The sequence below is a fragment of the Streptomyces sp. NPDC058653 genome (genome assembly GCF_042716895.1).
GTDB lineage: Bacteria > Actinomycetota > Actinomycetes > Streptomycetales > Streptomycetaceae > Streptomyces.
Window position 1 is genome coordinate 35983 of the sequence record NZ_JBHXRM010000045.1, and the last position, 26306, is coordinate 62288.

The 26306-nt window shown below is 71.1% G+C and carries 18 protein-coding genes; 14 read left to right on the forward strand and 4 right to left on the reverse strand.

What is annotated here, in order from left to right; translation table 11 throughout:
* Positions 1 to 182 precede the first annotated feature (182 nt).
* From ACFWU9_RS29865 to ACFWU9_RS29895, 7 genes are all read left to right on the forward strand, one after another.
* Positions 183 to 2309: a phosphocholine-specific phospholipase C gene (locus ACFWU9_RS29865; protein ID WP_384323917.1), complete on the forward strand. Its 2127-nt coding sequence runs from the start codon at positions 183 to 185 to the stop codon at positions 2307 to 2309.
* 128 nt (positions 2310 to 2437) lie between these two features.
* Positions 2438 to 4696, forward strand: coding sequence for an MMPL family transporter (locus tag ACFWU9_RS29870; RefSeq protein ID WP_384323919.1), 2259 nt, complete (start codon positions 2438 to 2440; stop codon positions 4694 to 4696).
* A 43-nt stretch (positions 4697 to 4739) separates the two neighbouring features.
* The gene (locus ACFWU9_RS29875; protein ID WP_384323921.1) at positions 4740 to 5303 is read left to right on the forward strand and encodes a GNAT family N-acetyltransferase; all 564 of its coding nucleotides are present in this window, start codon (positions 4740 to 4742) and stop codon (positions 5301 to 5303) included.
* A gap of 46 nt (positions 5304 to 5349) precedes the next feature.
* Positions 5350 to 6006, forward strand: a complete 657-nt coding sequence (locus ACFWU9_RS29880; protein ID WP_384323923.1) for a hypothetical protein — start codon at positions 5350 to 5352, stop codon at positions 6004 to 6006.
* A 206-nt stretch (positions 6007 to 6212) separates the two neighbouring features.
* Entirely contained in the window at positions 6213 to 6386 is a 174-nt protein-coding gene (locus ACFWU9_RS29885; RefSeq protein WP_384323925.1) for a hypothetical protein, read from the forward strand.
* A gap of 133 nt (positions 6387 to 6519) precedes the next feature.
* Entirely contained in the window at positions 6520 to 9552 is a 3033-nt protein-coding gene (locus tag ACFWU9_RS29890; protein ID WP_384323970.1) for an AAA family ATPase, read from the forward strand.
* Between the two features lie 14 nt (positions 9553 to 9566).
* Positions 9567 to 9740, forward strand: a complete 174-nt coding sequence (locus tag ACFWU9_RS29895; RefSeq protein WP_384323927.1) for a hypothetical protein — start codon at positions 9567 to 9569, stop codon at positions 9738 to 9740.
* 506 nt (positions 9741 to 10246) lie between these two features.
* On the opposite strand, the gene ACFWU9_RS29900 is transcribed toward ACFWU9_RS29895, so the two are convergent.
* Positions 10247 to 11401, reverse strand: a complete 1155-nt coding sequence (locus ACFWU9_RS29900; RefSeq protein WP_384323929.1) for a PQQ-dependent sugar dehydrogenase — start codon at positions 11399 to 11401, stop codon at positions 10247 to 10249.
* A gap of 253 nt (positions 11402 to 11654) precedes the next feature.
* Here ACFWU9_RS29900 and ACFWU9_RS29905 point away from each other — a divergent pair, with 253 nt between their 5' ends.
* The 6 genes from ACFWU9_RS29905 to serA all read left to right on the forward strand — a co-directional run bounded on the left by ACFWU9_RS29905 (position 11655) and on the right by serA (position 21676).
* On the forward strand, positions 11655 to 12593 hold the full coding sequence (locus ACFWU9_RS29905; protein WP_384323931.1) for a 2-hydroxyacid dehydrogenase: 939 nt from the start codon (positions 11655 to 11657) through the stop codon (positions 12591 to 12593).
* A 316-nt stretch (positions 12594 to 12909) separates the two neighbouring features.
* Positions 12910 to 15831: a putative bifunctional diguanylate cyclase/phosphodiesterase gene (locus ACFWU9_RS29910; RefSeq protein WP_384323972.1), complete on the forward strand. Its 2922-nt coding sequence runs from the start codon at positions 12910 to 12912 to the stop codon at positions 15829 to 15831.
* 210 nt (positions 15832 to 16041) lie between these two features.
* Positions 16042 to 17928 (forward strand): acetolactate synthase large subunit, encoded by a 1887-nt coding sequence (locus ACFWU9_RS29915; protein ID WP_384323933.1) that lies wholly within the window; start codon positions 16042 to 16044, stop codon positions 17926 to 17928.
* Positions 17929 to 17963: 35 nt separating this feature from the next.
* The gene (ilvN, locus tag ACFWU9_RS29920) at positions 17964 to 18491 is read left to right on the forward strand and encodes an acetolactate synthase small subunit (protein ID WP_384323934.1); all 528 of its coding nucleotides are present in this window, start codon (positions 17964 to 17966) and stop codon (positions 18489 to 18491) included.
* Positions 18492 to 18647: 156 nt separating this feature from the next.
* Positions 18648 to 19649: a ketol-acid reductoisomerase gene (ilvC, locus tag ACFWU9_RS29925; RefSeq protein ID WP_384323936.1), complete on the forward strand. Its 1002-nt coding sequence runs from the start codon at positions 18648 to 18650 to the stop codon at positions 19647 to 19649.
* Positions 19650 to 20071: 422 nt separating this feature from the next.
* Positions 20072 to 21676, forward strand: coding sequence for a phosphoglycerate dehydrogenase (gene serA / locus ACFWU9_RS29930; RefSeq protein WP_384323938.1), 1605 nt, complete (start codon positions 20072 to 20074; stop codon positions 21674 to 21676).
* A gap of 188 nt (positions 21677 to 21864) precedes the next feature.
* Here serA and ACFWU9_RS29935 read toward each other — a convergent pair whose 3' ends face one another.
* On the reverse strand, positions 21865 to 23448 hold the full coding sequence (locus ACFWU9_RS29935) for an MFS transporter (protein WP_384323940.1): 1584 nt from the start codon (positions 23446 to 23448) through the stop codon (positions 21865 to 21867).
* Positions 23449 to 23584: 136 nt separating this feature from the next.
* Between ACFWU9_RS29935 and ACFWU9_RS29940 the strand changes: the two genes are divergently transcribed.
* Entirely contained in the window at positions 23585 to 24223 is a 639-nt protein-coding gene (locus ACFWU9_RS29940; RefSeq protein WP_384323942.1) for a TetR/AcrR family transcriptional regulator, read from the forward strand.
* A gap of 138 nt (positions 24224 to 24361) precedes the next feature.
* Here the strand turns inward: ACFWU9_RS29940 and ACFWU9_RS29945 are convergent, their stop codons facing one another.
* Together ACFWU9_RS29945 and ACFWU9_RS29950 are read right to left on the reverse strand one after the other, a co-directional pair.
* A complete protein-coding gene (locus tag ACFWU9_RS29945) occupies positions 24362 to 24889 on the reverse strand; it encodes a hypothetical protein (protein ID WP_384323944.1) in 528 nt (175 codons plus the stop codon).
* Positions 24890 to 24989: 100 nt separating this feature from the next.
* A complete protein-coding gene (locus tag ACFWU9_RS29950; RefSeq protein WP_384323946.1) occupies positions 24990 to 26198 on the reverse strand; it encodes a PucR family transcriptional regulator in 1209 nt (402 codons plus the stop codon).
* Positions 26199 to 26306: the final 108 nt, after the last annotated feature.

Here is a 26306-nt window from a genome sequence, read left to right on the forward strand (position 1 = left end):
TCAGCTTGCGTCACGCGGCGCCCGCCCGCCACGGATCCGGCGGACCCGACGCTCCGACCCGGGGGCGGACGCCGCCCGGACGGGCGACTCTCGGACGTTCATCGCCGTGCCGTCCCGGGGTCTTCCCGTCGCCACCTGCGGTGGCTAGCTTCCGGCGGTAGCACCTGACTCGGGAGGATCTCTTGGCCACGGACATTTCACGGCGACGGCTCTTCGCGCTCGGAGGTGGCGCCGTCGGTGCCGCCGCGGCGGGCTCCGTACTGCCGCCGTCCCTGCGCGCCGCCATCGCCGCCGAGGCGCCGGCCGGGGGACTGGACGCCGTCCGGCATGTCGTGGTGCTCATGCAGGAGAACCGGTCGTTCGACCACTACTTCGGCACGCTGCGCGGCGTACGGGGCTTCGGGGACCGCAACGCGGTGGAACTGCCCACCGGCCGCCCCGTGTTCGAGCAGCCCGCCGCGTCCGGCACCGGCACCGTCCTGCCCTTCCCCGTGCGCGACGCCGCCGAGGCACAGAAGAAGGACCTTCAGTACATAGGCGACCTCGACCACTCCTGGAGCGGTGGCGCCAAGGCCTGGAACAACGGCTGGATGGACCGCTGGATCTCCGCCAAGACCCCGGCCACCATGGCGTACTACGACCGCGCCGATATCCCGCTGCACTACGAGCTGGCCGACACCTTCACCGTCTGCGACGCCTACCACTCGTCGGTCCACACCTCGACCAGCCCCAACCGCAACCACCTCTGGAGCGGCTGGACCGGCTTCGAGGCGGACGGTCGGCGGGCCGTCGGCAACGACGCGTACGACGAGGGCACCCACCCCGGATACGACTGGCCCACCTACGCCGAGCGGCTGGAGAAGGCCGGGCGGAGCTGGAAGACGTACACCGAGTGGGAGAACTTCACCGACAACAACATCGAGTTCTTCACCTCCTTCAAGAAGATCGCGCGGAAGGCGCTCGCCAAGGCGCGGGAGCTGGAGGGCGGCGCCGGCTTCACGTACATGGAAGCCTTCTACGCCGCGGTGCGCGACACCGACGACCCCGCCGTACGGGCCGGGCTCCTCGACGCCCTCGAAGAAGGCGTCGAGACTCTCACCGCCCATGAGCGGTCCCTCTTCGAACGCGGGCTGCGGCGCGTCGAGTCGGGCACCCTCGCCGCCTCCTTCCGCGCCGACGTGGCCGCCGGGAAGCTGCCCGAGGTGTCGTACCTGGTGCCCTCAGCGGTCGACTCCGAGCACCCCGGCGCGTCCTCGCCGGTCGCCAGCGCCGGCCTCGTCTACCAGGTGCTGGACGCCCTCGGCGCGCACCCGGACGTCTGGCGGCACACCGTCGTACTGATCAACTACGACGAGAACGACGGCTTCTTCGACCATGTCCCGCCGCCCGTGCCGCCCGTGGACGACCCGGACGAGCGCTGGGAGGGGCTCCCCACGGGGCTCGGTATCCGCGTGCCGCTGCTCGTCGTCTCACCCTGGACCGTCGGCGGCTACGTCTGCTCGCAGGTCTTCGACCACTCCTCGGTCGTCCGCTTCCTGGAGAAGTGGACCGGCGTACGGGAGCCCAACATCACGCCGTGGCGGCGCGCCGTCACCGGCGACCTGACGTCCGCCTTCGACTTCGACCGGAGCCGGCCGAGGCCGGACGTCGAGCAGCCCGGGGCCGTCCCGCCGTTCACCGGGCGCTGGCGGCCCGTACCGCCGGCGGTGCAGCGGATGCCGGTGCAGGAGCCCGGTACCCGCCCCGCACGGCCGCTGCCGTACCAGCCGGACGCCCACGGCACACTGGCCGGCCGCGCCGGGTCGCGTGTCCTCCAGCTCGAACTGCGGAACACCGGGCGCGCCAGTGCGCACTTCGCGCTCTATCCGTACGCCGGCGAGTTCGACGCCCCGCAGCACCGCGACGTAAGGGGCACGGCACAGTGGACGGTGCCCCTTACGGGTGACGCCTACCGGTTCACGATCACCGGGCCCAACGGATTCCGCCGCGAGTTCGCCGGCCCCGTCTCGGGCCGCGGCGCCGAGCTCACCTCGTCCCTCGACCACCACGACCGCGATCTGCACCTCACCCTCCGTAATGAGGGCGATCTGCCCGTCACCTTCACGGTGCGCTCGCTCGGGTACGCCGACGAGGCCGATCTCCGCGACTGGAAGCGGGAGTTCACGGTCAAGCCGGGGCGCAGCCGCCATGTCGTGCACTCGGCGGCCGACGCGCACGGGTGGTACGACATCGAGGTGACGGCGGGCCGCGGCTTCCGTCGGCGGCTGATGGGTCACATCGAGAACGGGAAGCCGAGCGTCTCCGGCTGAACCGGAATTCTCCCCTCCCTTCGATCGAACACCAGGTCATCGGCGTGTGAGGAAGCCCACCAAAGGGGCAAACGATCACGATTCGATGACAGAGTTGGCTCTCCGGACCATCGCAGGGGAGCAGACCGTTGGCAGCAGTCGCGCGGTGGTGCGTCAGGCACCGGCTCCTGGTCGTACTCCTCTGGCTGCTCGCCCTCGGTTCCACCGCCACCGGCGCTGTCGTCGCCGGGACGTCGTACTCCAACGACTACGACGCTCCCGGCACCGAGGCCGGCCACGCCGTCGACCTCCTGGAGAGCGGCTTCCCCGGGCGCGGCGGCGACAGCGACACCGTGGTCTGGCACACCGATCGGGGCTCCGTCCGCGCGGGCGACGTCGAACGGAAGATGACCCTCACGCTCGGTGACATCGCCAAGCTGCCCGGAGTCGCGTCCGTCACGAGCCCCTACGCCGTCACCGGCGGCGAACGGGCGCCCGCGCAGACGACGGGCCCCGAGGACGGCGAGGGCGCCCGGCAGATCAGCGAGGACGGCCGCACCGCCTTCGCCGTCGTGACCTACGACAAGCAGACCGACGAGATGCCCCCCGCCGAGGCACAGGCCGTCGTCGACACCGCCAAGAAGGCGGCCAACGGCGATCTCGACGTGGACGTCGGCGGCAGCGGGGCGGCCCTCACCGAAGGCACCACGGCGCACCTCGCCGAGATCGTGGGCGTCGCCATAGCCGCCCTGGTCCTCTTCCTCGCCTTCGGGTCCCTCGCGGCCAGTCTGCTGCCCATCGCGACCGCCCTGGTGTCCGTCGGGACGGCGTACGCGGGCATCGCGCTCCTCGGCCACGTCATGACCGTCGCCGACTTCGCGCCCATGCTCGGCATGCTCGTCGGCCTCGGCGTCGGCATCGACTACGCGCTCTTCCTCGTCACCCGACACCGCAAGGGCCTCAAACGGGGCCTGACGGTCACCGAGGCCGCGACCGAGTCCGTCACCACCACGGGGCGCGCCGTCGTCTTCGCCGGGGCCACCGTCTGTATCGCACTGCTCGGCATGCTCGTGCTGCGCCTCAACTTCCTCAACGGCGTCGCGATCGCCGCCTCGCTCACCGTCGCGCTGACGGTCGCCGCGTCCGTGACGCTGCTGCCCGCCCTGCTCTCGTACACCGGCGGCCGCGCGCTGAGCCGCCGCGAACGCGCCAGGCTCGCGGAACACGGTCCGGTGCCCGACCCGCCCACCGGCTTCGCCGCCCGCTGGTCCGCCTTCGTGGAACGCCATCCCCGGCTGCTCGGCGCCGCGGCCGTGGTCGTCATGGTGGTGCTCGCGCTGCCCACCCTCTCGCTCCATCTGGGCACCTCCGACCAGGGCAACAACCCCGTGGCCAGCACCACCCGGCAGGCGTACGACCGGCTCGCCGACGGCTTCGGCCCCGGCGTCAACGGCCCCCTGACCCTCGTCGCGGAACTGGACGGAGCCGACGACCGTCTCGCGATGGACCAACTGCCGGACACCCTGCGCGATTCGGCTGACGTCGCCTCCGTAGGACCGATCGTCTTCAGCGGCAGCGGTGACAGGGCCCTGCTCTCGGTGGTCCCGAAGTCGGCCCCCCAGTCGGAGAGGACCAGCGAGCTCGTCGACCACCTCCGTACGGAGGTGCTGCCCCGCGCGGAGGAGGGCACCTCCTTGGACGTGGCGGTCGGCGGCGTCACGGCCGCCCACGACGACTTCGCCGCGGTCGTCGTCGGCAAACTGCCGATGTTCGTCGGAGTCGTCGTCTCTCTCGGCTCTCTGCTGCTCCTGCTCGCCTTCCGCTCCGTCGGCATCCCACTGAAGGCGGCGGTGATGAACGTCGCGGCCGTCGCCTCCTCCTTCGGGATCGTCGTCGCGATCTTCCAGTGGGGATGGGGGAGCGAACTCCTCGGTCTCGGCAGCTCGGGCCCGATCGAGCCGTTCCTGCCCGTGATCATGGTCTCGGTCCTCTTCGGCCTCTCCATGGACTACCAGGTCTTCCTGGTCAGCCGGATGTACGAGGAGTGGCTGGCGACCGGCGACAACAGACGGGCCGTACGGGTCGGCCTCGCCGAGACCGGCCGGGTGATCAACTCGGCCGCCGTGATCATGATCTCGGTCTTCCTCGCCTTCGTCCTCAGCGGGGACCGTGTGATCGCCATGTTCGGCGTCGGACTGGCCGCAGCCGTCGCCCTGGACGCCTTCGTCCTCCGTACGCTCCTCGTGCCCGCCCTGATGCATCTGCTGGGCGGCGCCAACTGGTGGCTGCCGCGCCGGCTGGACCGCTGGCTGCCGCGGATCAGCATCGAGGCGCCCGCCGCCCGCCGCCGTACGTCTGGGAAGATCCCCGCGCGGCGCGAGGAGCCCGCGGAGCACCTGCCGCGGTAGCCGGCCGCGCGGGCAGCTGAGCCGACCGGACCGGAGGAGTGCGATGTTCGCGACATCACTGGGTGACGACGGAGCGGAACTGAGGCCGCTGGAGCCGTGGCAGGCCGGGGAGTTCCTCGCGCACATGGACCGCGCCCGGGAGTTCGTCGACCGGCACGTGCGGCTCGGCGAGGTGGTGTTCGACCTCGAATCGGCGCGGGCCATGCTCGTCCGATACGCCCAGAGCCAAGCCGCCGACGGCGGACGGATCTACGGAATCTGGCTGGACGACACCCTCGTCGGCGGCGTGATGTTCCGGCTCTTCGACGCGGCGGAGGGCACCTGTGAGGTCGGCTGCTGGCTCGAACCGGGGGTGACGGGCCGGGGGCTGGTGACCCGCGCCGTACGGGTGCTGATCGACTGGGCGGTCGAGCGGCGCGGCATCCACCGGGTGGAATGGGTGGTCTCCTCGGCCAACGGGCCGAGCATCAGGACCGCCGAACGGCTCGGCATGCGGCGCGACGGGGTGCTGCGTCAGAGCAGCCTGCGCCACGGGGTCCGGCAGGACAACGAGGTCTGGTCCGTACTCGCCCCGGAGTGGTCGGAGCGGCGACGGAACACCGCTTGAGAGAACTCTCATGGATCTCTCATACGGGGCGCCTAGCGTGCGGCGCATGAACCCCACGACCAAGCCAGAGCAGACCGCTGACAACAGCGGCGACCACGAGGCGGAGCGCGCCGTTCCGGCTGCTGCCGATGCTGCCGAGAAGAACGACGCGCCGGGCCCGACCCTGGCCAAAGAGCCTGGGGAGAGCCCTGCGGGGGGCGCCGCCGGTGACGAGGCAGACCTGACGGACGGCGAGCTCACCGACGGCGAGCTGACCGACAACGAGCTGGACGACGAGGTGGACCCTGAGTACAGCCCCTCGCCCTCCGGCGGGCTCGCCGCGGCCTCCACGGCGCTCATCTCCGTACTGCTGTCGCTCGTCGGCCTGATCGGCAGCTGGTCCGGCAAGGTCATCTCCGAGCGCGAGACACTCGTCGGCCAGATCGACCTCGGCCAGACCGGCACCGCGGAACAGCAGATCTCCGAGATCTACGGCGACGCCTGGCACGCCATCGCCCTGACCAACGGCGTCTTCGCGGTACTGGCCCTCCTCATCGGCCTGGTCGCACTCGTTCTGCCGCAGCGCAAGAGCTGGGTACGCCCCTTCGCCGTGGCCGGAATCTCGCTCGCCGCGATCGGCCTGCTGATCGCCGTCGGTATGTACTTCGACGTCTTCGTCTCCCTGCCCGAGCCGCCCCCGGCCGCCCCGCCGGCCGTCGGCTGAGGCCGGCACGGCGCCCGCTCGGGCAGGAATTCCGTGCTCACCGGGCGGGGCCTTAGGCCCCGCCCGGTCCGTCTGCCCCTCCGCCCGTCCGCCTAAGTCCTCCGGACCGCGAAGATGCGGCACTCGCCCGATGCGGCCGCACCCCCTGGGAGACGAATGTTGAGGCATCACAGGACGCCGCGACAACGCGTGACAGGGGAGTCGGAATGTTCGATTACGAGATGTACCGGATGCGGGCGGCCGAGCTGATCGGCGAGGCCGACCACCGGCGGCTGATCCGCCAGGTCCGCAAGGCCCGCAAGGAGGCCGCGCGAAACGCCCGGAACAAGGGCGAGGGGCGGGTGGACTCGCTCCGTAGCCGCTTCGAGCGCGCGGCGTGACGGGCGTACGGAGATGGGAGCCCGCCCCGGCCTCCTGAAGACGTCGGACCGGCCCTCGCCGCACGCGCCGGAGGCGCGTGCGGCGACCGCCGTGCCCGAGATAACGAGTGCCGCGCTGTCAGACCCCTGTGCGATGCTCGGCATCGTGGAGACCAAGTCCGTCAGTCCCGTGTTCGTCGGTCGCGACGGGGAGCTGACCGTACTGACCGAGGCGCTCGCCCGCGCCGCCTCCGGCGAGCCGCAGGCCCTGCTCGTGGGTGGTGAGGCGGGGGTCGGAAAGACCCGGCTCATCGAGGAGCTGACCTCGGTGGCCTGCCGTGACGGAGCCTTCGTCGCGATCGGCGGCTGCGTGGAGATCGGCGGCGACGGACTGCCCTTCGCGCCCTTCTCCGCTGCCCTGCGCGGCCTGCGGCGGCGACTGCCCGAGGAGATCGCCGCGGCTGCCGAGGGCCAGGAGGGCGAACTGGCCAGGATTCTGCCCGAGTTGGGCCCCTCGGAGAGCGGCGCCCTGGGCGAGCACGGCAGGGCCGGCCTCTTCGAACTCACCGTCCGGCTGCTGGAGCGCGTCGCCGCCGACCGGACGGTCGTCCTCGTCCTGGAGGATCTGCACTGGGCGGACGCCTCCACCCGCCATCTGCTCGCCTATCTCTTCCGTACGCTGCGACGCGGCAGGCTCCTCGTCATCGCCACCTACCGCGCCGACGACATCCACCGCCGCCACCCGCTGCGTCCGCTCCTCGCGGAGCTGGACCGGCTGCGTACGGTCAGCAGGATCGAACTCTCCCGCTTCAGCCACGCCGAGGTCCGGGGACAGCTGCGGGGCATCTTCGGGGACGAGCCGGCACCCCACCTGGTCGACGAGATCTTCGGACGCTCGGACGGCAACGCGTTCTTCGTGGAGGAGCTGGCCGTCGCCTTCGAGTCCGGCTGCCGCTCCGGGCTCACCGACTCCCTGCGCGATCTGCTGCTCGTCCGCGTCGAAACGCTGCCCGAGAACTCCCAGCGCGTCGCGCGGATCGTCGCCGAGGGCGGCGCCACCGTCGAGTTCCCCCTCCTGATGGCCGTCGCGCAGCTCTCCGAGGACGACCTGATCGAGGCGTTGCGGGCCGCCGTCGGCGCGAACATCCTCCTCACCACGGCGGACGGCGACGGGTACCGCTTCCGGCACTCGCTCGTCCGCGAGGCCGTCAGCGACGACCTCCTCCCCGGCGAACGCTCCCGGCTCAACCGCCGCCTCGCCGAAGCCCTGGAGGCCGACCCCTCCCTCGTACGCGACGACGAGCGCAGCACGCGCCTCGCCAGCTACTGGTACTACGCGCACGACGCGGCCAAGGCCCTGCCCGTCGTCCTGCTCGCCTCCGTCGAGGCCCGGCGGCGCTACGCCCACGCGGAGCAACTGCGGCTGCTGGAGCGCGCCATGGAGCTGTGGGACTCCGCGCCCGACTCCGTACGGGCCTGCCTGAGGCCCCCGGACGACACCGAGGTCCACCCGCCCAGCGGCGAAGGCGGGAGCGCCCCGCTGCGCTATCTCGACCTGCTGTCCGAGGCGACCGTCGCGGCACGCTCGGGCGGCGACCGCGAGCGGGCCCTCGCGCTGTCCAAGAAGGCCCTGCGGGTGCTGGAGACCGTGGACGACCCGCTGCGCGCCGCCTGGTTCTGGACCCAGCGCTCCCGGCTGGTGCAGGACCTCTCACGCGGCGACGGCTGGGACGAACTGGCCACCGCCCAGGACCTGGTGCTCGGCCTGCCGCCGTCCGCCGTGCACGCCTCGGTCCTCTCCGACGTCGCCGGCTGGGGCGCCCTGCACCGGCCCGGCGCCAACAGCCTGGCCGCCGCCGACCGCGCCGTGGAGTACGCGCGTCTGGTCGGCGCGGAGAACATCGAACTGAACGCCCGGCTCACCCGCGGCTGGCTGACCACCGAGGCGGGATCCATCGAGGAGGGCCTGGCCGAGATGTACGCGGTACGGGACCGCGTCATCGAACTGGGCAACGTCGCCGCGCTCACCCTCCTGGGCCGCGTCACGATCAACCTGCCGTCCACACTGGAGAGCGTGGGCCGCTCCGAGGAGGCGGTCGCCGCCGCCGAACTGGGCATCAGCCTCTGCCATCAGCGGGGGCTGACCGACAAGGAGGCCTGGGTCCGGGCCAATCTGAGCGAATCCCTCTTCTCGCTCGGCCGCTGGACCGAGGTGGAGTCCGCGATCGAGGAGGCCGCCCGGATCGCCCACGCACCCAAGGCGCGCGCCCTGGTGGCCGTCCGGCGCGCGACCCTCGCCCTCGGGCGCGGCGAGTTCGCCGAGGCCGGGAGCCAGGTGACCCTGGCCCGCGCGGTCTTCGGGCCGCACGATCCACAGCCCCAGCACGTCATCGCACCGACCAGACTGGCGATGGTCAGCGCCGCGCGGCAGGGCAGGCTCGCCGAGGCCCGCGCCGAGTTCGAACAGGTCGTGGCGCAGGGCTTCCCGCCGGGCATGCAGCGGTACGCCCTTCCGCTGCTCTGCTCGGCCGCCGCGATGGAGGCGGACGCGCGCGGGCTGCCGGAGGCCGACGCCGGACGTGAGGCGATCCTGGCGACCGTCCGCGACCAGGCGAAGCGGCTGCCCGCCGTCGTCCCGGTCTGGCGGGCGTACGACCTGCTGCTCGAAGCCGAACTGGCCCGCGCCGACGGCATCGTCGCCCCCAAGCTGTGGGCCCGCGCGGCTGCCGCCTTCGAGGGGCTGGCACGGCCGTACGAACTGGCCAACACCCGCCGCCTCTGGGCCGCCGACCTCCTCGCCGCGACCGCCGACCGGGAGAAGGCCGCCGCTCTCCTGGTACAGGCCCACACCACGGCGAAGCATCTCGGCGCGCGGTTCCTCGTCGAGCAGACGGAACTCCTCGCCGGCCGCGCCCGCATCAGCCTCTCCACCACACCGAGGCTCGCCCCGCCGCCCGACGCCGTCAGCTCACTGGGCCTGACCCCGCGCGAACAGGACGTCCTGCGCCGGGTCGCCGAGGGCCGCAGCAACCGTCAGATAGCCGAGGAGCTCTACATCTCGCCCAAGACGGCGAGCGTCCATGTCTCCAACATCCTTGCCAAGCTGGGCGTCTCGGGCCGCACGGAGGCGGCGGCGATGGCCCACCGACTCCAGCTCTTCACCGACCTGGAACCGACGCACCTCTAGGACCGCTCGGCGGGGTGCCAGGAGAAGCCGAAGCCGCCCGTACGACTCCGAGCGACGCCAGGCGTGCCACGTTCACGAGCGCCCTGCTGGACCGCCCTGCCGGACGCGCCCGGCGGGGCGAACTTCTCGTCGCACGGATCGGGATCACCGACGAGGGAACGCTCCACGAGCGTGAGCCCGTCGAGTGACGTTCGGCCAGCCGGGGACCGCCGCCCCGCCCGGCAGAGGGGCGACGCCCCTGGGCGGGAAGCGGGAAGCGTGACCCGGCTGCTCGCGGAAGAACTCGCGCAGCCCCCGTTCCGGAAAGAGCGCGCTCAACGCGTTCACGCCCCGCGCGAAGCACGGTCGGCGCCAGGGTCGTCCGGTTGGCCGTGAGAGCGCCGAGATACGGCCCAGGACCCGCGCGGGCGTACCCCCGGTCGATCAGCCCGGACACGCCCCCGTCGGCCTTCGCGGCCCGCGACGCCCGGCCCCGGGCCGAACCCACGGACGGCCGGACGGCGTCCTCGGGCCGAACCCGGTCGCGCCGGGTGCGCGGACAGTCGCCCGGAAGGCTTCCTGGCCGTGAACCTCCACGATGGGCGCACGCCCCCACGAGCAACCCACGCTGGGACCACCGGTTCCGGGCGGGGACGGGCACCGCGTCCCCGGACGGGTACGTGGCCCCGGGGCAGCGGCGCCGCGTTCGCCCCCGCTAGGTGATGTCCACCCGGACGATCCTGTCGTCTCCCGGCTTCGGGGTACCACGGCCGTCCGTGTTGCTCGTCAGCAGCCAGAGCGCCCCGTCCCCGGTCGCCACCACCGTGCGCAGACGGCCGTACTTGCCCTCCAGGAAAGCCTGCGGGTCCGCCGACGGCTTCACGCCGGCCAGCGGGATCCGCCAGAGCCGCTCACCGCGCAGGGCCGCCATCCAGATGGACCCCTTCGCGAACGCGATACCGCTCGGCGACGCGTCGGCCGTTCTCCACTCCTCCACCGGGTCGACGAAGCCGGGCTTCCCCGCCTTGCCCTCGGCCTCCGGCCAGCCGTAGTTCTTGCCCGGCTCGATCAGATTGAGCTCGTCCCAGGTGTTCTGGCCGAACTCCGAGGCCCACAGCCGCTTCTCCGAGTCCCAGGCGAGACCCTGCACATTGCGGTGCCCGTACGTGTACACGACCGAATCCGCCTCCGGATTGCCGTGCGCCGGCTCACCCTCCGGGGTCATCCGCAGAATCTTCCCGCCCAGGGACTTCTTGTCCTGCGAGAGACCCGTCTCACCCGACTCGCCCGTGCCCGCGTAGAGCATCCGGTCCGGACCGAAGGCGATCCGCCCGCCGTTGTGGATGTTGCCCTTGGGGATGCCCCGCAGGATCGTGTCCGGCGCGCCCAACTGCTGGCCCACCGGCCGCTTCGGGTCGTACAGCATCCGGGCGATGCGATTGTCCGAGTCCGTCGTGAAGTACGCGTACACATAGGTGTCCGACGCGAACGACGGCGAGATCGCGAGGCCCAGCAGACCGCCCTCACCCCCGGGAGAGACCCCGGGCACCTCGCCGACCTCGGTCTTCCTGCCGTCCTCCGCGTCGACCCGGGTGATCGTCCCCTCGTCACGCGAGGAGACCAGCAGATCCCCCTCGGGCAGCGCGGCCATCCCCCACGGCGACTTCAGGCCCTCGGTCAGTGTGGAGACCACCTTCGCCGAGCCCTTCGCGGGCGGCGCCGACGGCTGCGCCTCGCCGTCCGGAGGCGTCGCCCCGTCGGACACCGACGCGGACGGCGAACCCGCCGGGCCGCCCGACTCCGCCCCGCCGTCGGAGGACGAGCAGGCGGTCACCACGAATAGCGCCGCTGCGGCCAACATGGCCGTCACTGGAGCACGTTGCACGGTCTTGATCCCTTCGACGGCTGCGTCTCTACGTTTCATACACCGCGGCCCGCGTCCAGGTTCCCATCCACCCGGTATCGGATCCACGACTCCCACGCCGACCGCGCCCCGGCGATCCCCACCGGACCACCCACCCGCCCCGCTCACCCGCCGCGGTCCGCCGCCCGGCGGCCCCTTCCGCCCCCACAAGGCCAGGCCCGCTCCTCACCGCCCGGAGGCGTCGCATAGCCTCCCGACCATGACTTCAGACGTATGGCTGCCGATCCCGGCCGACGAGATCGAAGGACTCCCCACGGGCCCGGCCTACCGCCACTGGGACGGGGCCGACGAGTACCCCGCCGATCCGGCCGACTGCGCGTTCTACGTGGTCCCGTACATGAAGGGCATGGAGATCGCGCTCCGCCCGCTCGCCGCGATGACCTCCGTACGCGTCGTACAGACCCTCTCCGCCGGCATAGACCATGTGGCCCCCGGACTGGACTCGCTGCCCTCCGGCGTACGCCTCTGCAACGCCAAGGGCGTCCACGAGGCCAGCACCGCCGAACTCACCGTCGGACTCGTCCTCGCGTCCCTGCGCGGCATTCCCGGCTTCGTCCGGGGCCAGGAGACCGAGGAGTGGCGCTCCGGCTTCTACCCGGCGCTGGCAGACAAGTCCGTGCTGATCGTCGGCTACGGCTCGATCGGCTCGGCCATCGAGGACCGGCTCGCGCCCTTCGAGTGTGCGCGGGTGGCGCGCGTGGCGCGCTCCGCCCGTGCCACCGAGCGCGGCCCCGTGCACGCGCTCACCGATCTGCCGGACCTGCTTCCGGAGGCCGACATCGTGATCGTGTCGACGCCGCTCACCGAGCAGACGAAGGGCCTCGTCGGTGTGGAGTTCCTCGCCCGAATGAAGGACGGCGCGCTGTTCGTGAACGTCGCGCGGGGCCAGGTCGCCGACACCGCGGCGCTCCTCGCCGAGCTGAAAAGCGGAAGGATAAAAGCCGCACTGGACGTGACTGATCCGGAACCCCTCCCGGCGGGCCACCCTCTCTGGCATGCTCCGGGTGTGCTCATCAGCCCCCACGTGGGCGGATCCACCTCGGCCTTCCTCCCGCGTGCCAAGCGTCTGCTCGCGGACCAACTCACCCGCTACGCCGCGGGAGACGCTCTGCGCAACCAGGTGCTCACCACCGGCTGAGCCGCCGGCCGACCCGGACCCGGACTCGACAACTCCCCTGCTCGTCACGGAGAGTAGAAGAACTATGTCCCTGAGTGACGAGTCTGGTGTATCGTCCCGATCTGGGGGCCGCGTCGTGCGGGCGACGTGGCGGAGCGATCAGAATCCGAGGGGGGCGACGGGCGATGTACTGCCGATGGACGAAAGATCCGACGCGGAAGGGCCGCCCACGACGGCTTTCGGACCCGCCGGGGCGATCCCCGGAGACCGCGACCACTTCACCGGTGTCCGTGGCGAGCCCCTCGGCGGTGACGGCGACACCCCCCGAGGTGACCCCGTGAACGCCCCCGGGGCGCTCCTCGGCCGCCGCACCGACCCGGACGACGGCATCAAGAGCGGCAACGACAGCGGCCCCGACGGCGGAGGAGGCGGTACGGGCCTCCTCACGCAACTCCTGCTCGCCCTGATCTGCGGCGGTTACGCCACGGGCGCGGCCCTCGGCTGGGGATCACGCGAAGTGGCCCTGTTCATGGGCGACTTCGGCCTCAGCATCGCCGCCCTCATCGCCTCCGTCTCCTGCTTCCTCTACGCCCGCGGCAACGGCAGCCGCTTCCGGCCCGCCTGGCTGCTCTTCTCGCTCTCCTCCGCCATGGCCGCGGGAGGGAACGCGGTCTGGGGCTGGTACGAGGTCGTGCTCGACCAGCCCGTACCGAGCCCCTCCCTCGCCGACCTGTTCTTCCTCTGCTTCGCGCCGCCGGCCATCGTCGGCCTGCTCGTCCTCGCCAAACGACCGGTCAGCAAAGCCGGTTGGGTCTGTCTCGGTCTCGACGCGTGGCTGATCGGCGGCTCGCTCCTCACGCTCTCCTGGAGCCTCGCCCTCGCGCACACCACGCACTTCGACGGCGAGACGGTCGCGCACGCCGCGCTCTCCCTGGCGTATCCACTGCTGGACATCGTGCTCGTCAGCATGGTGCTCGCCCTGCACTTCCGGCGCTCGGCCGGCAGCCGTACGGCCATCAACTCCGCCATCGCCGCCCTCGCCCTCACGGTCCTGTGCGACGCCCTGTTCACCTCCCCCCTGCTCCGCGAGACCTACCGCTCGGGCCAACTGCTCGACGCGGGCTGGTTCGCCGGCTCCCTCCTGCTCGCCTACGCGCCCTGGGGCGTCCGCGGAGCGGACGAGGGTATTCCGGAGCCGGTCCGGCCCCCTCGCCCGTCCAGACAGCCCAGCAGGCCGATCGCGGGCTCCCTGGCGGCCCTCACGCCGTATCTCGCCGCCGCCGTCTGCACCCTGGGGATCCTGTACAACGTCATCGAGGGCCGCCGGGTCGACCGCGTGGTGGTCCTCACCGGCTGTACGGTCGTCCTCGCCCTGGTCGTACGGCAGGGCATCATGCTCGTCGACAACATCGCGCTCGCGCATGAACTGGCCCAGAAGGAGAACCACTTCCGCTCCCTGGTCCAGGGGTCGAGCGACGTCATCATGATCGCCGGACCCGAGGGCACCCTCGACTACGTCAGCCCGGCGGCGGCCGGGGTCTACGGACGCGAGGCGGACGGTCTCGTCGGCGCCGCACTGGAATCGATCATCCACCCCGACGACCGCGGCCGGGTCAAACGCGAAGTACGCCGCTTCCTCGCCGCCCCTCCCACGGAGGAGCCCACCACCCGTATCGAATGCCGCTTCAAATCCGGCTCGGGCGACTGGCTGAACGTGGAATCCACCGTCAACCGGCATCAGGGCGGACTGATCCTCAACAGCCGCGACGTCACCGAACGCGTCAGGCTCCAGGCCCAGTTGCAGCACAATGCCGAACACGACCCGCTCACCGACCTGCCCAACCGCGCGCTGTTCACCGAGAGGGTCCGCCAGTCCCTCTCCGGGCGCCGCGCGGGCGACCCCGGTACGGCGGTGCTCTTCATCGACCTCGACGGTTTCAAGGGCGTCAACGACCGTCTCGGCCATCAGGTCGGTGACGAGCTGCTGATCCACGCCGCCCGCCGCCTCCAGGACTCGGTACGGGCCGGGGACACCGCCGCCCGCCTCGGGGGGGACGAGTTCGCCGCCCTCATCGTCGGCGACGGCACGGACGACCAGAGCGCCCGTGAGTACCAGGTCCACGAGATCGCCGACCGGCTGCGCCTCAGGCTCTCGCAGCCGTACCGCATCGAAGGCAACGATGTCCGTGTCGCCGCCTCCATCGGCGTGGCCTTCGCCGAGCCCGGCATCACCCCCACCGACCTGATGCGCAACGCCGACCTCGCGATGTACCGCGCCAAGGCCGGAGGCAAGGACCGCGTCGAGCTGTACGCGCCCCAGATGCAGGCCGACGTCGTCCGCCGTACGGAGCTGGCCGTCCGGCTCCGCACCGCCCTGCGCGACGGCGAGTTCGCCCTTCTCCACCAGCCCGTGGTCGACCTGGCCACCGGGCAGATCTCCGCCGTGGCCGCACAGGCCCGCTGGCGCTCCGCCCAGGGAATCCTCTTCACCCCCACCGAGTTCCTCCGTGTCGCCGACGACAGCGACCGGACCGCCGAGTTATCACGGTGGCTGCTCGAAGAGGCGGTCGCACAGGCCGCCGAGCGCGCCCGGACGGGCCACCTCGTGCCCGTCACCGTCCGCCTCTCCGCCCGCAGGCTGCTCGACCGGTCCATGCCCCTCGGCTCCATCGAGGCGCTTCTCACCCGCCACGGGCTCCCCTCCGGGGCGCTGCTGATCGAGCTGTCCGACAGTGACCCCCGCGCGTCCATCGACGAGCTGGAGCACCGTCTGGTCGCGCTGCGCCGACTGGGCGTACGGATCGCGCTCGACGGCTTCGGCAGCGGTTACGCGGCGATAAACGCACTGCGCAGGCTCCCCGTCGACGTACTGAAACTGGACCGCGGGCTGGTCGAGGGCGTCGTCGAGTCCGCCAGGCTGCACAAGATCACGGCGGGACTGCTCCGTATCGCCTGCGACCTGGGCATGGTCTCGGTGGCCGAGGGCGTCGACCTTCCCGAGCAGGTCCTCGCGCTCCGCGCCATGGGCTGCACCCACGGCCAGGGAATGGCGTTCTCGGGTCCCCTGGACGAGTACCGGCTGCGCCGTGCCCTGGTCCGCGGCGACTATCCGCTCCCCGTCGCGGCCCCGCTGCCGGTCCTCACCGGAGGCGCGCTGCCCGTGCGCCGTACGCGCGCGGCGACCCCCGACATGATCCCCAGGCCCATCACCCGACCGCCCCTCCGCTCAAATGTTGAGACGCCGGTCCCACCCACTTGACAGTGGTAGCGCGTCAGGGGGAGGGTCAATGCCATGCGCACCCGAATTCTCGTACTTGGACAGCGCGTCGGCTGAAGCAGTGTCCGCCACCGGCCCTGCAGACCGCACCGACGCGCTCCCCTCGCCTGCCTCACGGCACGAGGGGTTTTTTGTTGTACTGGCACAGCCCAAACCCCCGCAAAAACCCTCAGCTTCGAGAAGAGACTGACGATGACCGAGCAGGCCACCGGGGCACACCCGACGCCGCGCGCCCGTAACGGCGGACCCACGTCCGCCACCGTTGAGTACGTCACGGGCGCGCAGTCCCTCATCCGCTCTCTTGAGGAAGTGGGGGCCGACACGGTATTCGGCATCCCCGGCGGCTGCATCCTCCCCGCCTACGACCCGATGATGGACTCCACCCGGGTCCGCCACATCCTGGTCCGCCACGAGCAGGGCGCGGGCCACGCGGCCACCGGCTACGCGCAAGCCACCGGCAAGGTCGGCGTCTGTATGGCCACCTCGGGCCCCGGCGCCACCAACCTGGTCACCCCGATCGCCGACGCGCACATGGACTCCGTGCCGCTCGTCGCGATCACCGGCCAGGTCGCGAGCAAGGCGATCGGCACGGACGCCTTCCAGGAGGCGGACATCTGCGGCATCACGATGCCGATCACCAAGCACAACTTCCTGGTCACCAAGGCCGACGACATCTCGCGCACCATCGCCGAGGCGTTCCACATCGCCTCCACGGGCCGCCCGGGCCCCGTGCTGGTCGACATCGCCAAGGACGCCCTCCAGGCGAAGACCACCTTCACCTGGCCGCCCACCCAGGAACTCCCCGGCTACCGCCCCGTCACCAAGCCGCACGCCAAGCAGATCCGCGAGGCGGCCAAGCTGATCACCCAGGCCAAGCGCCCGGTGCTGTACGTCGGCGGCGGGGTCATCAAGGCCGGTGCCACCGCCGAGCTGCGCGTTCTCGCCGAACTGACCAACGCCCCCGTCACCACCACCCTGATGGCACTGGGCGCGTTCCCCGACAGCCACCCGCTGCACGTGGGAATGCCGGGCATGCACGGATCGGTCACCGCCGTCACCGCGCTGCAGAAGGCCGACCTGATCGTCGCCCTCGGAGCCCGCTTCGACGACCGCGTCACCGGCAAGCTCGACAGCTTCGCCCCGTACGCGAAGATCGTCCACGCCGATGTCGACCCGGCCGAGATCGGCAAGAACCGCGCCGCCGACGTGCCGATCGTCGGCGACGCCCGCGAGGTCCTCGCCGACCTCGTCCAGGCGGTCCAGGCCGAGCACACCGAGGGCAACGTCGGTGACTACGGCGCCTGGTGGCGCGATCTGACCCGATGGCGCGAGACGTACCCGCTCGGCTTCGACCAGCCGGCGGACGGCAGTCTCTCCCCCCAGCAGGTCATCCAGCGCATCGGGCAGCTCGCCCCGGACGACACGATCTACACGGCGGGTGTCGGCCAGCACCAGATGTGGGCCGCCCACTTCATCGACTACGAGCAGCCCGCCACCTGGCTCAACTCCGGCGGCGCGGGCACGATGGGCTACGCGGTCCCGGCCGCGATGGGCGCCAAGGCCGGCCGGCCCGACCGCACCGTCTGGGCGATCGACGGCGACGGCTGCTTCCAGATGACCAACCAGGAACTGGTCACCTGCGCCCTCAACAACATCCCCATCAAGGTCGCGATCATCAACAACGGGGCGCTGGGCATGGTCCGCCAGTGGCAGGCCCTCTTCTACAACCAGCGTTACTCCAACACCGTCCTGCACAGCGGCCCCGACGTGGCGGACGGCGGCTCCTTCGAGGGCTCAGGCCGCGCGGACGACGCGAAGCCCAACGGCGGCACCCGCATCCCCGACTTCGTGAAGCTGTCCGAGGCCATGGGCTGTGTGGCGATGCGCTGCGAGTCGCCCGGCGACCTGGACGCCGTGATCGCCAAGGCCAACTCCATCAACGACCGCCCCGTGGTGGTCGACTTCATCGTCCACGAGGACGCCCAGGTCTGGCCGATGGTCGCCGCGGGCACCTCCAACGACGAGGTCCTGGCCGCCCGGGGTGTGCGCCCCGACTTCGGCGACGGCCTGGACGACTGAGCCGGATGCCGAGAGCGAGAGAAAGAACGACGAAAATGTCTTCCAAGCACACCCTCTCCGTCCTGGTGGAGAACACGCCCGGCATCCTCGCCAGGATCGCCGCCCTGTTCTCCCGGCGCGGCTTCAACATCGACTCACTCGCGGTGGGTGTCACCGAACACCCCGACATCTCCCGCATCACCATCGTGGTCAATGTCGAGGACCTGCCGCTCGAACAGGTCACCAAGCAGCTCAACAAGCTGATCAACGTCCTGAAGATCGTCGAACTCGAGCCCGGCGCCGCGATCCAGCGCGAGCTCGTCCTGGTGAAGGTCCGCGCCGACAACGAGACCCGCTCCCAGATCGTCGAGATCGTGCAGCTCTTCCGCGCCAAGACGGTGGACGTCTCACCCGAGGCCGTCACCATCGAGGCCACCGGTTCGAGTGACAAGCTCGACGCGATGCTGAAGATGCTGGAGCAGTACGGCATCAAGGAACTCGTCCAGTCCGGCACGATCGCCATAGGGCGCGGCTCCCGGTCCATCACGGACCGCAGCCTCCGGTCGCTCGACCGCAGCGCGTAGCCCGCCTCCGCCGGGGCCCCGCGGCACCGCGGTTCGTATGCCGAGACCGTGAGGCTCCCTTTACCCGCCCCGCCGTACGGTGGGGGCCACAGCGACACGCTTACCGCGACACCAGCACCAGCGACACCCCAGTTTGCACACCAAGGAGAAGACCCAGTGGCCGAGCTGTTCTACGACGACGATGCCGACCTGTCCATCATCCAGAGCCGCAAGGTCGCGGTCATCGGCTACGGCAGCCAGGGCCACGCCCACGCGCTGTCGCTCCGTGACTCGGGTGTCGACGTCCGGGTCGGTCTGCACGAGGGTTCCAAGTCCAAGGTGAAGGCCGAGGAGCAGGGCCTGCGCGTGGTGACGCCCGCCGAGGCGGCCACCGAGGCCGACGTGATCATGATCCTGGTGCCGGACCCGATCCAGGCACAGGTCTACGAGGAGTCCGTCAAGGACAACCTGAAGGACGGCGACGCGCTCTTCTTCGGCCACGGCCTCAACATCCGCTTCGGCTTCATCAAGCCGCCCGCGGGTGTCGACGTCGCGATGGTCGCCCCGAAGGGCCCCGGCCACCTGGTCCGCCGCCAGTACGAGGAGGGCCGCGGCGTGCCGTGCATCGCGGCCGTCGAGCAGGACGCCACCGGCAAGGGCTTCGAGCTGGCCCTGAGCTACGCGAAGGGCATCGGCGGCACCCGCGCCGGCGTCATCAAGACGACCTTCAGCGAGGAGACCGAGACCGACCTCTTCGGTGAGCAGGTCGTCCTCTGCGGCGGTACGTCCGCGCTGGTCAAGGCGGGCTTCGAGACGCTGGTCGAGGCCGGCTACCAGCCGGAGATCGCGTACTTCGAGTGCCTCCACGAGCTCAAGCTGATCGTGGACCTGATGTACGAGGGCGGCCTGGACAAGATGCGCTGGTCGGTCTCCGAGACCGCCGAGTGGGGCGACTACGTCAGCGGCCCGCGGATCATCACGGACCAGACCAAGGCCGAGATGAAGAAGATCCTGGCCGAGATCCAGGACGGTACGTTCGCCAAGAACTGGATGGACGAGTACCACGGCGGTCTGAAGAAGTACAACGAGTACAAGAAGGCCGACAGCGACTCGCTGCTGGAGAGCACGGGCCGTGAGCTGCGCAAGCTCATGAGCTGGGTCGACAACGACGACGCCTGAGCCCTCTCCGGTGCCGGCCCGGTGCTCCGGGTCCGGCACCGGACCGGTCGTACGATCGCCCCCCCCGCACCGGTCGTCGGACCGCGGGTGGGATCGCCGGTCGGACTGCCGGGCGGACTGCGGGTCGGACCGCCGGTCGGGTCGGCCCCGGGGCGGTCGTACGATCCGCCCGCGCCGGTCGTCCGGCCGGTCGTCGGACGGCCTTTCGGTAAGCGCTTACGGGGGGTCCGGCCACGTACGGGTGATCCGCCCGCCCGGGCGGGAAACCCCCGCCCACGACACCACTACACTGCTGAACACATACGCGTCAGGCCCACAACGTCGTGCGTCTTCCACGCGATCAGGCCCGGACCAGGGCCTGGCACCCTCCGCCGCCTGCGGCCGTCGGGACGGCCGTCCGCAATGGACTTGTGAGGACCCACGTGAGCTCGCGTTCCAATGAAAAGCCGGTTGTACTCATCGCCGAAGAGCTGTCGCCCGCCACCGTCGACGCGCTCGGTCCGGACTTCGAGATCCGCCACTGCAACGGCGCCGACCGCGCCGAACTGCTGCCCGCCATCGCCGACGTGGACGCGATCCTCGTCCGCTCCGCGACCAAGGTCGATGCCGAGGCCGTCGCCGCGGCGAAGAAGCTGAGGGTCGTCGCCCGCGCCGGTGTCGGTCTCGACAACGTCGACGTCTCCGCCGCCACCAAGGCCGGCGTGATGGTCGTCAACGCGCCCACCTCGAACATCGTCACCGCCGCCGAGCTGGCCTGCGGTCTGCTGGTCGCCACGGCGCGCAACATCCCCCAGGCCAACTCCGCCCTGAAGAACGGCGAGTGGAAGCGCAGCAAGTACACGGGCGTCGAGCTGAGCGAGAAGACGCTCGGCGTCGTCGGCCTCGGCCGTATCGGTGTGCTGGTCGCGCAGCGCATGTCCGCGTTCGGGATGAAGATCGTCGCGTACGACCCGTACGTGCAGCCCGCGCGCGCCGCGCAGATGGGCGTCAAGCTGCTCTCGCTGGACGAGCTGCTGGAGGTGTCGGACTTCATCACCGTGCACCTGCCGAAGACCCCCGAGACCCTCGGCCTGATCGGCGACGAGGCGCTGCACAAGGTCAAGCCGACCGTGCGGATCGTCAACGCCGCGCGCGGCGGGATCGTGGACGAGGAGGCGCTGGCCTCCGCGCTCAAGGAGGGCCGCGTCGCGGGCGCCGGTCTGGACGTGTACGCGAAGGAGCCCTGCACGGACTCCCCGCTCTTCCAGTTCGACCAGGTCGTCTGCACCCCGCACCTCGGCGCGTCGACGGACGAGGCGCAGGAGAAGGCCGGTGTCTCGGTCGCCAGGTCGGTACGGCTCGCGCTCGCCGGTGAGCTGGTGCCCGACGCGGTCAACGTCCAGGGAGGCGTCATCGCCGAGGACGTACGGCCCGGTCTGCCGCTGGCCGAGAAGCTGGGCCGGATCTTCACGGCGCTGGCGGGCGAGGTCGCCGTACGTCTCGATGTCGAGGTCTACGGCGAGATCACGCAGCACGACGTGAAGGTGCTCGAACTGTCCGCGCTGAAGGGCGTGTTCGAGGACGTCGTCGACGAGACCGTCTCGTATGTGAACGCGCCGCTGTTCGCGCAGGAGCGCGGCGTCGAGGTGCGTCTGACGACGTCGAGCGAGTCGCCCGACCACCGCAACGTCGTCACCGTGCGCGGCACGCTCGCGGGTGGCGAGGAGGTGTCGGTCGCCGGCACGCTCGCCGGGCCGAAGCATCTGCAGAAGATCGTCGCGATCGGTGACTACGACGTCGACGTCTCGCTGGCCGACCACATGGTCGTCATGCGGTACGAGGACCGTCCCGGCGTCGTCGGCACCGTGGGCCGGATTCTCGGCGAGGCGGGGCTGAACATCGCGGGGATGCAGGTCTCGCGTGCGGAGGAGGGCGGCGAGGCGCTGGTCGTCCTGTCCGTGGACGACAACGTGCCGCCGGCCGTACTCGCGGAGATCTCGGACGAGATCGGCGCGAACTCGGCGCGCTCGGTGGATCTGACCGACTGATCCGACTGATCCGTCTCATTCGGTTGAGCGACTGACCGGCTGATCCGATCCGATCTGCCGGTTCCGGCTGACCGGTTGATCCGGCCGCTGGAACGCTCGGCGCGACGAGGGGCCCGGGATTGTCTCCCGGGCCCCTTCGCTGTCCCCGCTCCCGCCGGAACCGTCCCCGCGCGGCGACGTCGCGGTGATCAGTCGGTGGTGACCAGCCCCGCCGCCTCCTCCTTGAGGGAGTCCGCGCCCGTGCCAGCGCACGCGCCCGCCGGGGCGCTCGCCCGGCGCAGCAGTGTCGCGGCCAGGACGGCGGCGGCGACCAGCAGCGCGGCGCCTCCGACGGCGGCGATCTGCATCCCGTGCACGAACGCCTCGCGGGCGGCTTCGAGCACCGACTCGCCAACACGGTGCGGGAGTTGACCCGCGACGACGGTCGCGCCGCCCAGTGTCTCGCGTACGGAATCCAGTGCCCCGTCGGGCAGGCCGGCGGGGACCGAGTCGGAGATGTCCTGGCGGTAGACGGCGGTGCCGACGGTGCCGAGGAGCGCCATGCCCAGCGCGCCGCCGAACTCCTGCCCCGTCTCCAGGACCGACGCCGCCGAACCGGCCTTCTCCGCCGGGGCCGCCGCCATCGCCATGTCCGAGACCAGCGCCATGACAGTGACGATGCCGCAGCCGATGACGCTCGCCCCGCCCAGCAGGACCCAGAGCGAGTCGGTGTCGACCAGGCTCAGCAGGCCGTATCCGAGTGCCGCGATCGCGAAGCCGGCGGCGACCACGTAGGCCCGCTCCACCCGTTGGGCGATGACTGTCGCGGTGGGGGCCGCGACGCCGACGGCGATCGACGGGGCCAGACTCCACAGCGCGGCTTCCAGGGTGCCCATGCCGAGCACCGACTGGAGGTACTGGGTGGTGAAGTAGGCCGAGCCCATCATGGCGAAGCTGGCGACGGTGTTGAGGACGACTCCGGAGCCGTAGCCGCGCCCCCGGAACAGCTCGCGGCTGATCATCGCGTCGGCGTGGGTGCGCTGGCGGCGGACGAACACGTGACCGGTCACCAGCCCGACGGACAGGGATATCGCGACCGCGGTGCCGAATCCCTCGGCGGCGAACTCCTTGAGGCCGTACACGATCGGCAGCACGAAGCCCATCGACAGCGGCACGCCGAGCAGGTCGAACCTTCCGGGCTCCGGGTCCTTGAACTCCGGGACCAGCACCGGCGCCAGGACCAGCAGAAGCAGCATCGCGGGCACGTTGACGAGGAAGATCGAGCCCCACCAGAAGTGGTTGAGCATGACGCCGCTCATCACCGAACCGAGCGCGACACCGCCCGCCATGGCGCCCGACCAGATGCCGATCGCCTGACCGCGCTGCTTGGCGTCGCGGAACATGTTCCGCACCAGACCCATGGTCGACGGCATCAGCGTGGCGCCGCCGATGCCGAGCAACGCGCGTGCGGCGATGAGCATCTCGGCGCTCTGCGCGTACGCGGCCCCGACCGAGGCGACGCCGAAGGCCGCGGCGCCGATCAGCAGGAGCCGGCGGCGGCCGATCCGGTCGCCCAGCGAGCCCATCGTGATGAGCAGCCCGGCGAGGGCGAACGCGTAGATGTCGAAGATCCACAGCTGCTGCGTGGCGCTCGGGGCGAGCTCTTCGGTGATCGCGGGGATCGCGAAGTAGAGGACCGAGACGTCCATCGAGACCAGGAGGAGAGGCAGCAGGAGGACGGCGAAGGCGGTCCACTCCTTGCGGCCGGCGCGGAGCGAGGCGGGATTCGTCATGACGGGCAATGTACATCCGTCATAAACGATTGTCTATGACGATCGTACAGGACGGTCGTGTGATACGGCTGTGTGGGACGATCGTGTATGACATGTGTATGTGACGTGTGTATGGACTCGCGCTACGCTTCCGGGCATGGGACATCGCGAAGATCTGCTCGAAGGTGCCAAGCGCTGCCTGCTGGAGAAGGGGTACGCCAGGACGACGGCCCGCGACATCGTCGCCGCCTCCGGCGCCAACCTGGCGTCCATCGGCTACCACTACGGTTCCAAGGAGGCGCTCCTTCACGAGGCGTTCATCGCCCTGACGGAGCAGTGGGGCGACCTCGTGACGGAGCCGGACGGGGCGGTCGGCGCGGACGGGGCGCCGGGGGAGTCAACCGCGGACTCGCTCGCGGCGGATGACGGTCTGCCATCGATCGCGCCGGCGTCGCTGGACCACTTCGAGGACGTGTGGGCGAAGATCGTCGCCTCGCACGAGGAGAGCCGCTCACTCTGGCAGCTCCAGATGGAGGTGGTCTCCCGCATGGAGACCGACCCCGGGCTTCAGAAGGTTCTGGCGGCAAAGCAGATGGAGGGCCGCGAAGGCCTGGCGGAGGGCATGTTCGGCGTCGATCCGACGTCGGAGCCGGAGAAGGCGCGGGTCGTCGGCCTTCTCACCCAGGCGATGCTCGTGGGCGTGATGGTGCAGTGGATGGTCGACCCGGAGACGGCGCCGTCGGCGCGCGATCTGACCGACGGCCTGCGCGCGATCCTCGGCGACGACCTGGCCTGAGGCCCCCGTCAGCAGCTCTACCTCTCGCTGCCGGGCCGCCCGCGCCGTCGTGCCTGTCGCGCCGTCGTGCCCGTCGTCCCACCGTGCCTGTCGTGCGTGCCGCCCCGTGTCCCGGACACGGGGCGGCACGCACGGGCCTCAGCCCGTGGCGTTCAGGTGGTACGTCGTGTCGACCCAGAAGCCGTTGTGGAACGCCGCCTTGATCTCCAGCACGTACTGCCCCGGGAGCAGCGGCGTCATGGCCGCGTACACGCCCCACGAGTTGCGCCGGCACGTCGCCGCCTCGAACGTCGGCGAGGTGAACTCCCGCAGCGGGAGCGGCACCCCGTTCAGGCTCGCCTCCGCGCGCGCCACGGGCATGGCGAGACGGCGCTTCACATACGCGACGGGGCGCTGGACGTTCAGGATCGGGAAGAACACCGGTCGTCCGGAGGGAAGATCGCAGCGTCGTACGACGTGTCCGCCGTAGGTGCCCGCGAGGAACCAGAGGTCGCGCGGCTGGTTCCAGCCGGCGTGCTCACCGGTCTCGTCCAGAACGGGGCTGCGGTGGTCGGGCGCCGACAGCGCCCACTGCCACCACCGCGCCGCCAGTTCCCCGCCCTGCCGGTCCGTCAGTTCCCAGGAACTGCCCCTGGCCATCCCGTTGCCCGCCGTCGCGTCGTTCACGTGTGTCCCCTCCCCGGAGTCCGTCATTCGGCCACGACTATTCCCCATGCGGAGGAAGTGTGAAGAGGCGGGGCGGACCTCGGCGAACGCGCGTGCGCGATCAGGACCTGAGCCGCGCGGATTTCAGCGCCATGTGCAGCAGCAGCCGGTCCTCGCCGTCCGCCAGGTCGAGGCCCGTGAGCTTCTCGACACGCGACAGCCGGTAGTAGAGCGTCTGGCGGTGGATTCCGAGCTTCGAGGCCGTACGGCCCGCCTGGCCCGCGCAGTCGAGGTAGACCTCCGCCGTGTGCGTCAGCTCCGTGTTCGCCGGCGTCAGCAGCGGGCGTACGGCGGGGTCGATGCCCGGCGGGAGCGATGTCAGCAGCCGGAACGGGCCGATCTCCGACCACCGCGCCACCGTGCCGAACCGCGGCTGCACGGCCGAGGCGTGGGCCGCCGCCACCGCCTCGTGCCAGGCGACGGGCAGTTCGGCCAGGCCACGGCGCGGCGTCGCCGCCCCGGCGGTGGCCCCGGGGCCCGCCGTCTCCCGAAGTTGGGCCGTGGCGGCGAGCGCCGGCGCCAGGGCGTCGGGTGATCTGAGCCGTACGAGCACGGCCAGCGCGCGTGGCACCTCGCCGATCCGGCGGTGCGCGCCGTCCCCGGCGCCGTCCGCCGCACCGTCCGTCAGCTCCGGCGGGCCGGACTGCTCCGGCAGCGTGCACAGCGCCGCCGTGCCGGGCACCGAGCGCACCGCCGGGTCGGCGCCGACCCACGGCGCCACGCACACCACCATGTGCTGCCCGTCGGCCCCCGGCCCCAGCGCCGTACGGAGCGCCTCCACCGCCATGTCGCCCTGCCAGCCACGCTCCGCCGTCAGCACGGCGCGGAACTCACGCGCCAGGTCGGTGCCCGCCTTCACCTCCTCGGCGAGCAGGGCCCCGATCCGCCCCGTCACCTCCATGGCCGCCGCCAATCGGTCGTCGGTGGGGCCCTGACCGGTGTCGTCGAGCAGCCATACGTAACCGAGCACCGTGTCCCGGTGCCGTACCGGCAGACAGATCCGCCCCCGGAACACCCCGGCGTCCGGCGCGGCGGGGATCCGCACGGGGCCGGTCGCGCGGGTGATGCCGAAACCCTCGAACCAGGCCCGCACCGCCGGGGTGGACTTCCGTGTCAGGATCGAACGCGTCCTGACGGGGTCCATCACACCCTCGTCCTCGCTGTCGTGCACACCGAAGGCGATCAGCCCGAAGTCCCTGTTCTCCAGCGTCAGCGGCATGCCGAGCAGCGCCGAGATCTCGTCGACCAGCTCCTGATAATCGTCCTTCACCCGGACATTCTCGCACCGCGTTCAGACATATGTCTGAGATCCCGGCCACGGATGCGTGACAGCTGTCGATGGCAGAGGATCGGACCGGTCCCTAGATTTCACAGTGGT

Bases quoted from the DNA above. Each gene is read 5' to 3' on its own strand.
- ACFWU9_RS29940 (WP_384323942.1), top strand. From the start codon at position 23,585: ATGGGACATCGCGAAGATCTGCTCGAAGGTGCCAAGCGCTGCCTGCTG.
- ACFWU9_RS29905 (WP_384323931.1), top strand. From the start codon at position 11,655: ATGACTTCAGACGTATGGCTGCCGATCCCGGCCGACGAGATCGAAGGA.
- ACFWU9_RS29880 (WP_384323923.1), top strand. From the start codon at position 5,350: ATGAACCCCACGACCAAGCCAGAGCAGACCGCTGACAACAGCGGCGAC.
- ACFWU9_RS29890 (WP_384323970.1), top strand. From the start codon at position 6,520: ATGCTCGGCATCGTGGAGACCAAGTCCGTCAGTCCCGTGTTCGTCGGT.
- ilvN (WP_384323934.1), top strand. From the start codon at position 17,964: ATGTCTTCCAAGCACACCCTCTCCGTCCTGGTGGAGAACACGCCCGGC.
- ACFWU9_RS29915 (WP_384323933.1), top strand. From the start codon at position 16,042: ATGACCGAGCAGGCCACCGGGGCACACCCGACGCCGCGCGCCCGTAAC.
- ACFWU9_RS29935 (WP_384323940.1), bottom strand. From the start codon at position 23,448: ATGACGAATCCCGCCTCGCTCCGCGCCGGCCGCAAGGAGTGGACCGCC.
- ACFWU9_RS29875 (WP_384323921.1), top strand. From the start codon at position 4,740: ATGTTCGCGACATCACTGGGTGACGACGGAGCGGAACTGAGGCCGCTG.
- ACFWU9_RS29885 (WP_384323925.1), top strand. From the start codon at position 6,213: ATGTTCGATTACGAGATGTACCGGATGCGGGCGGCCGAGCTGATCGGC.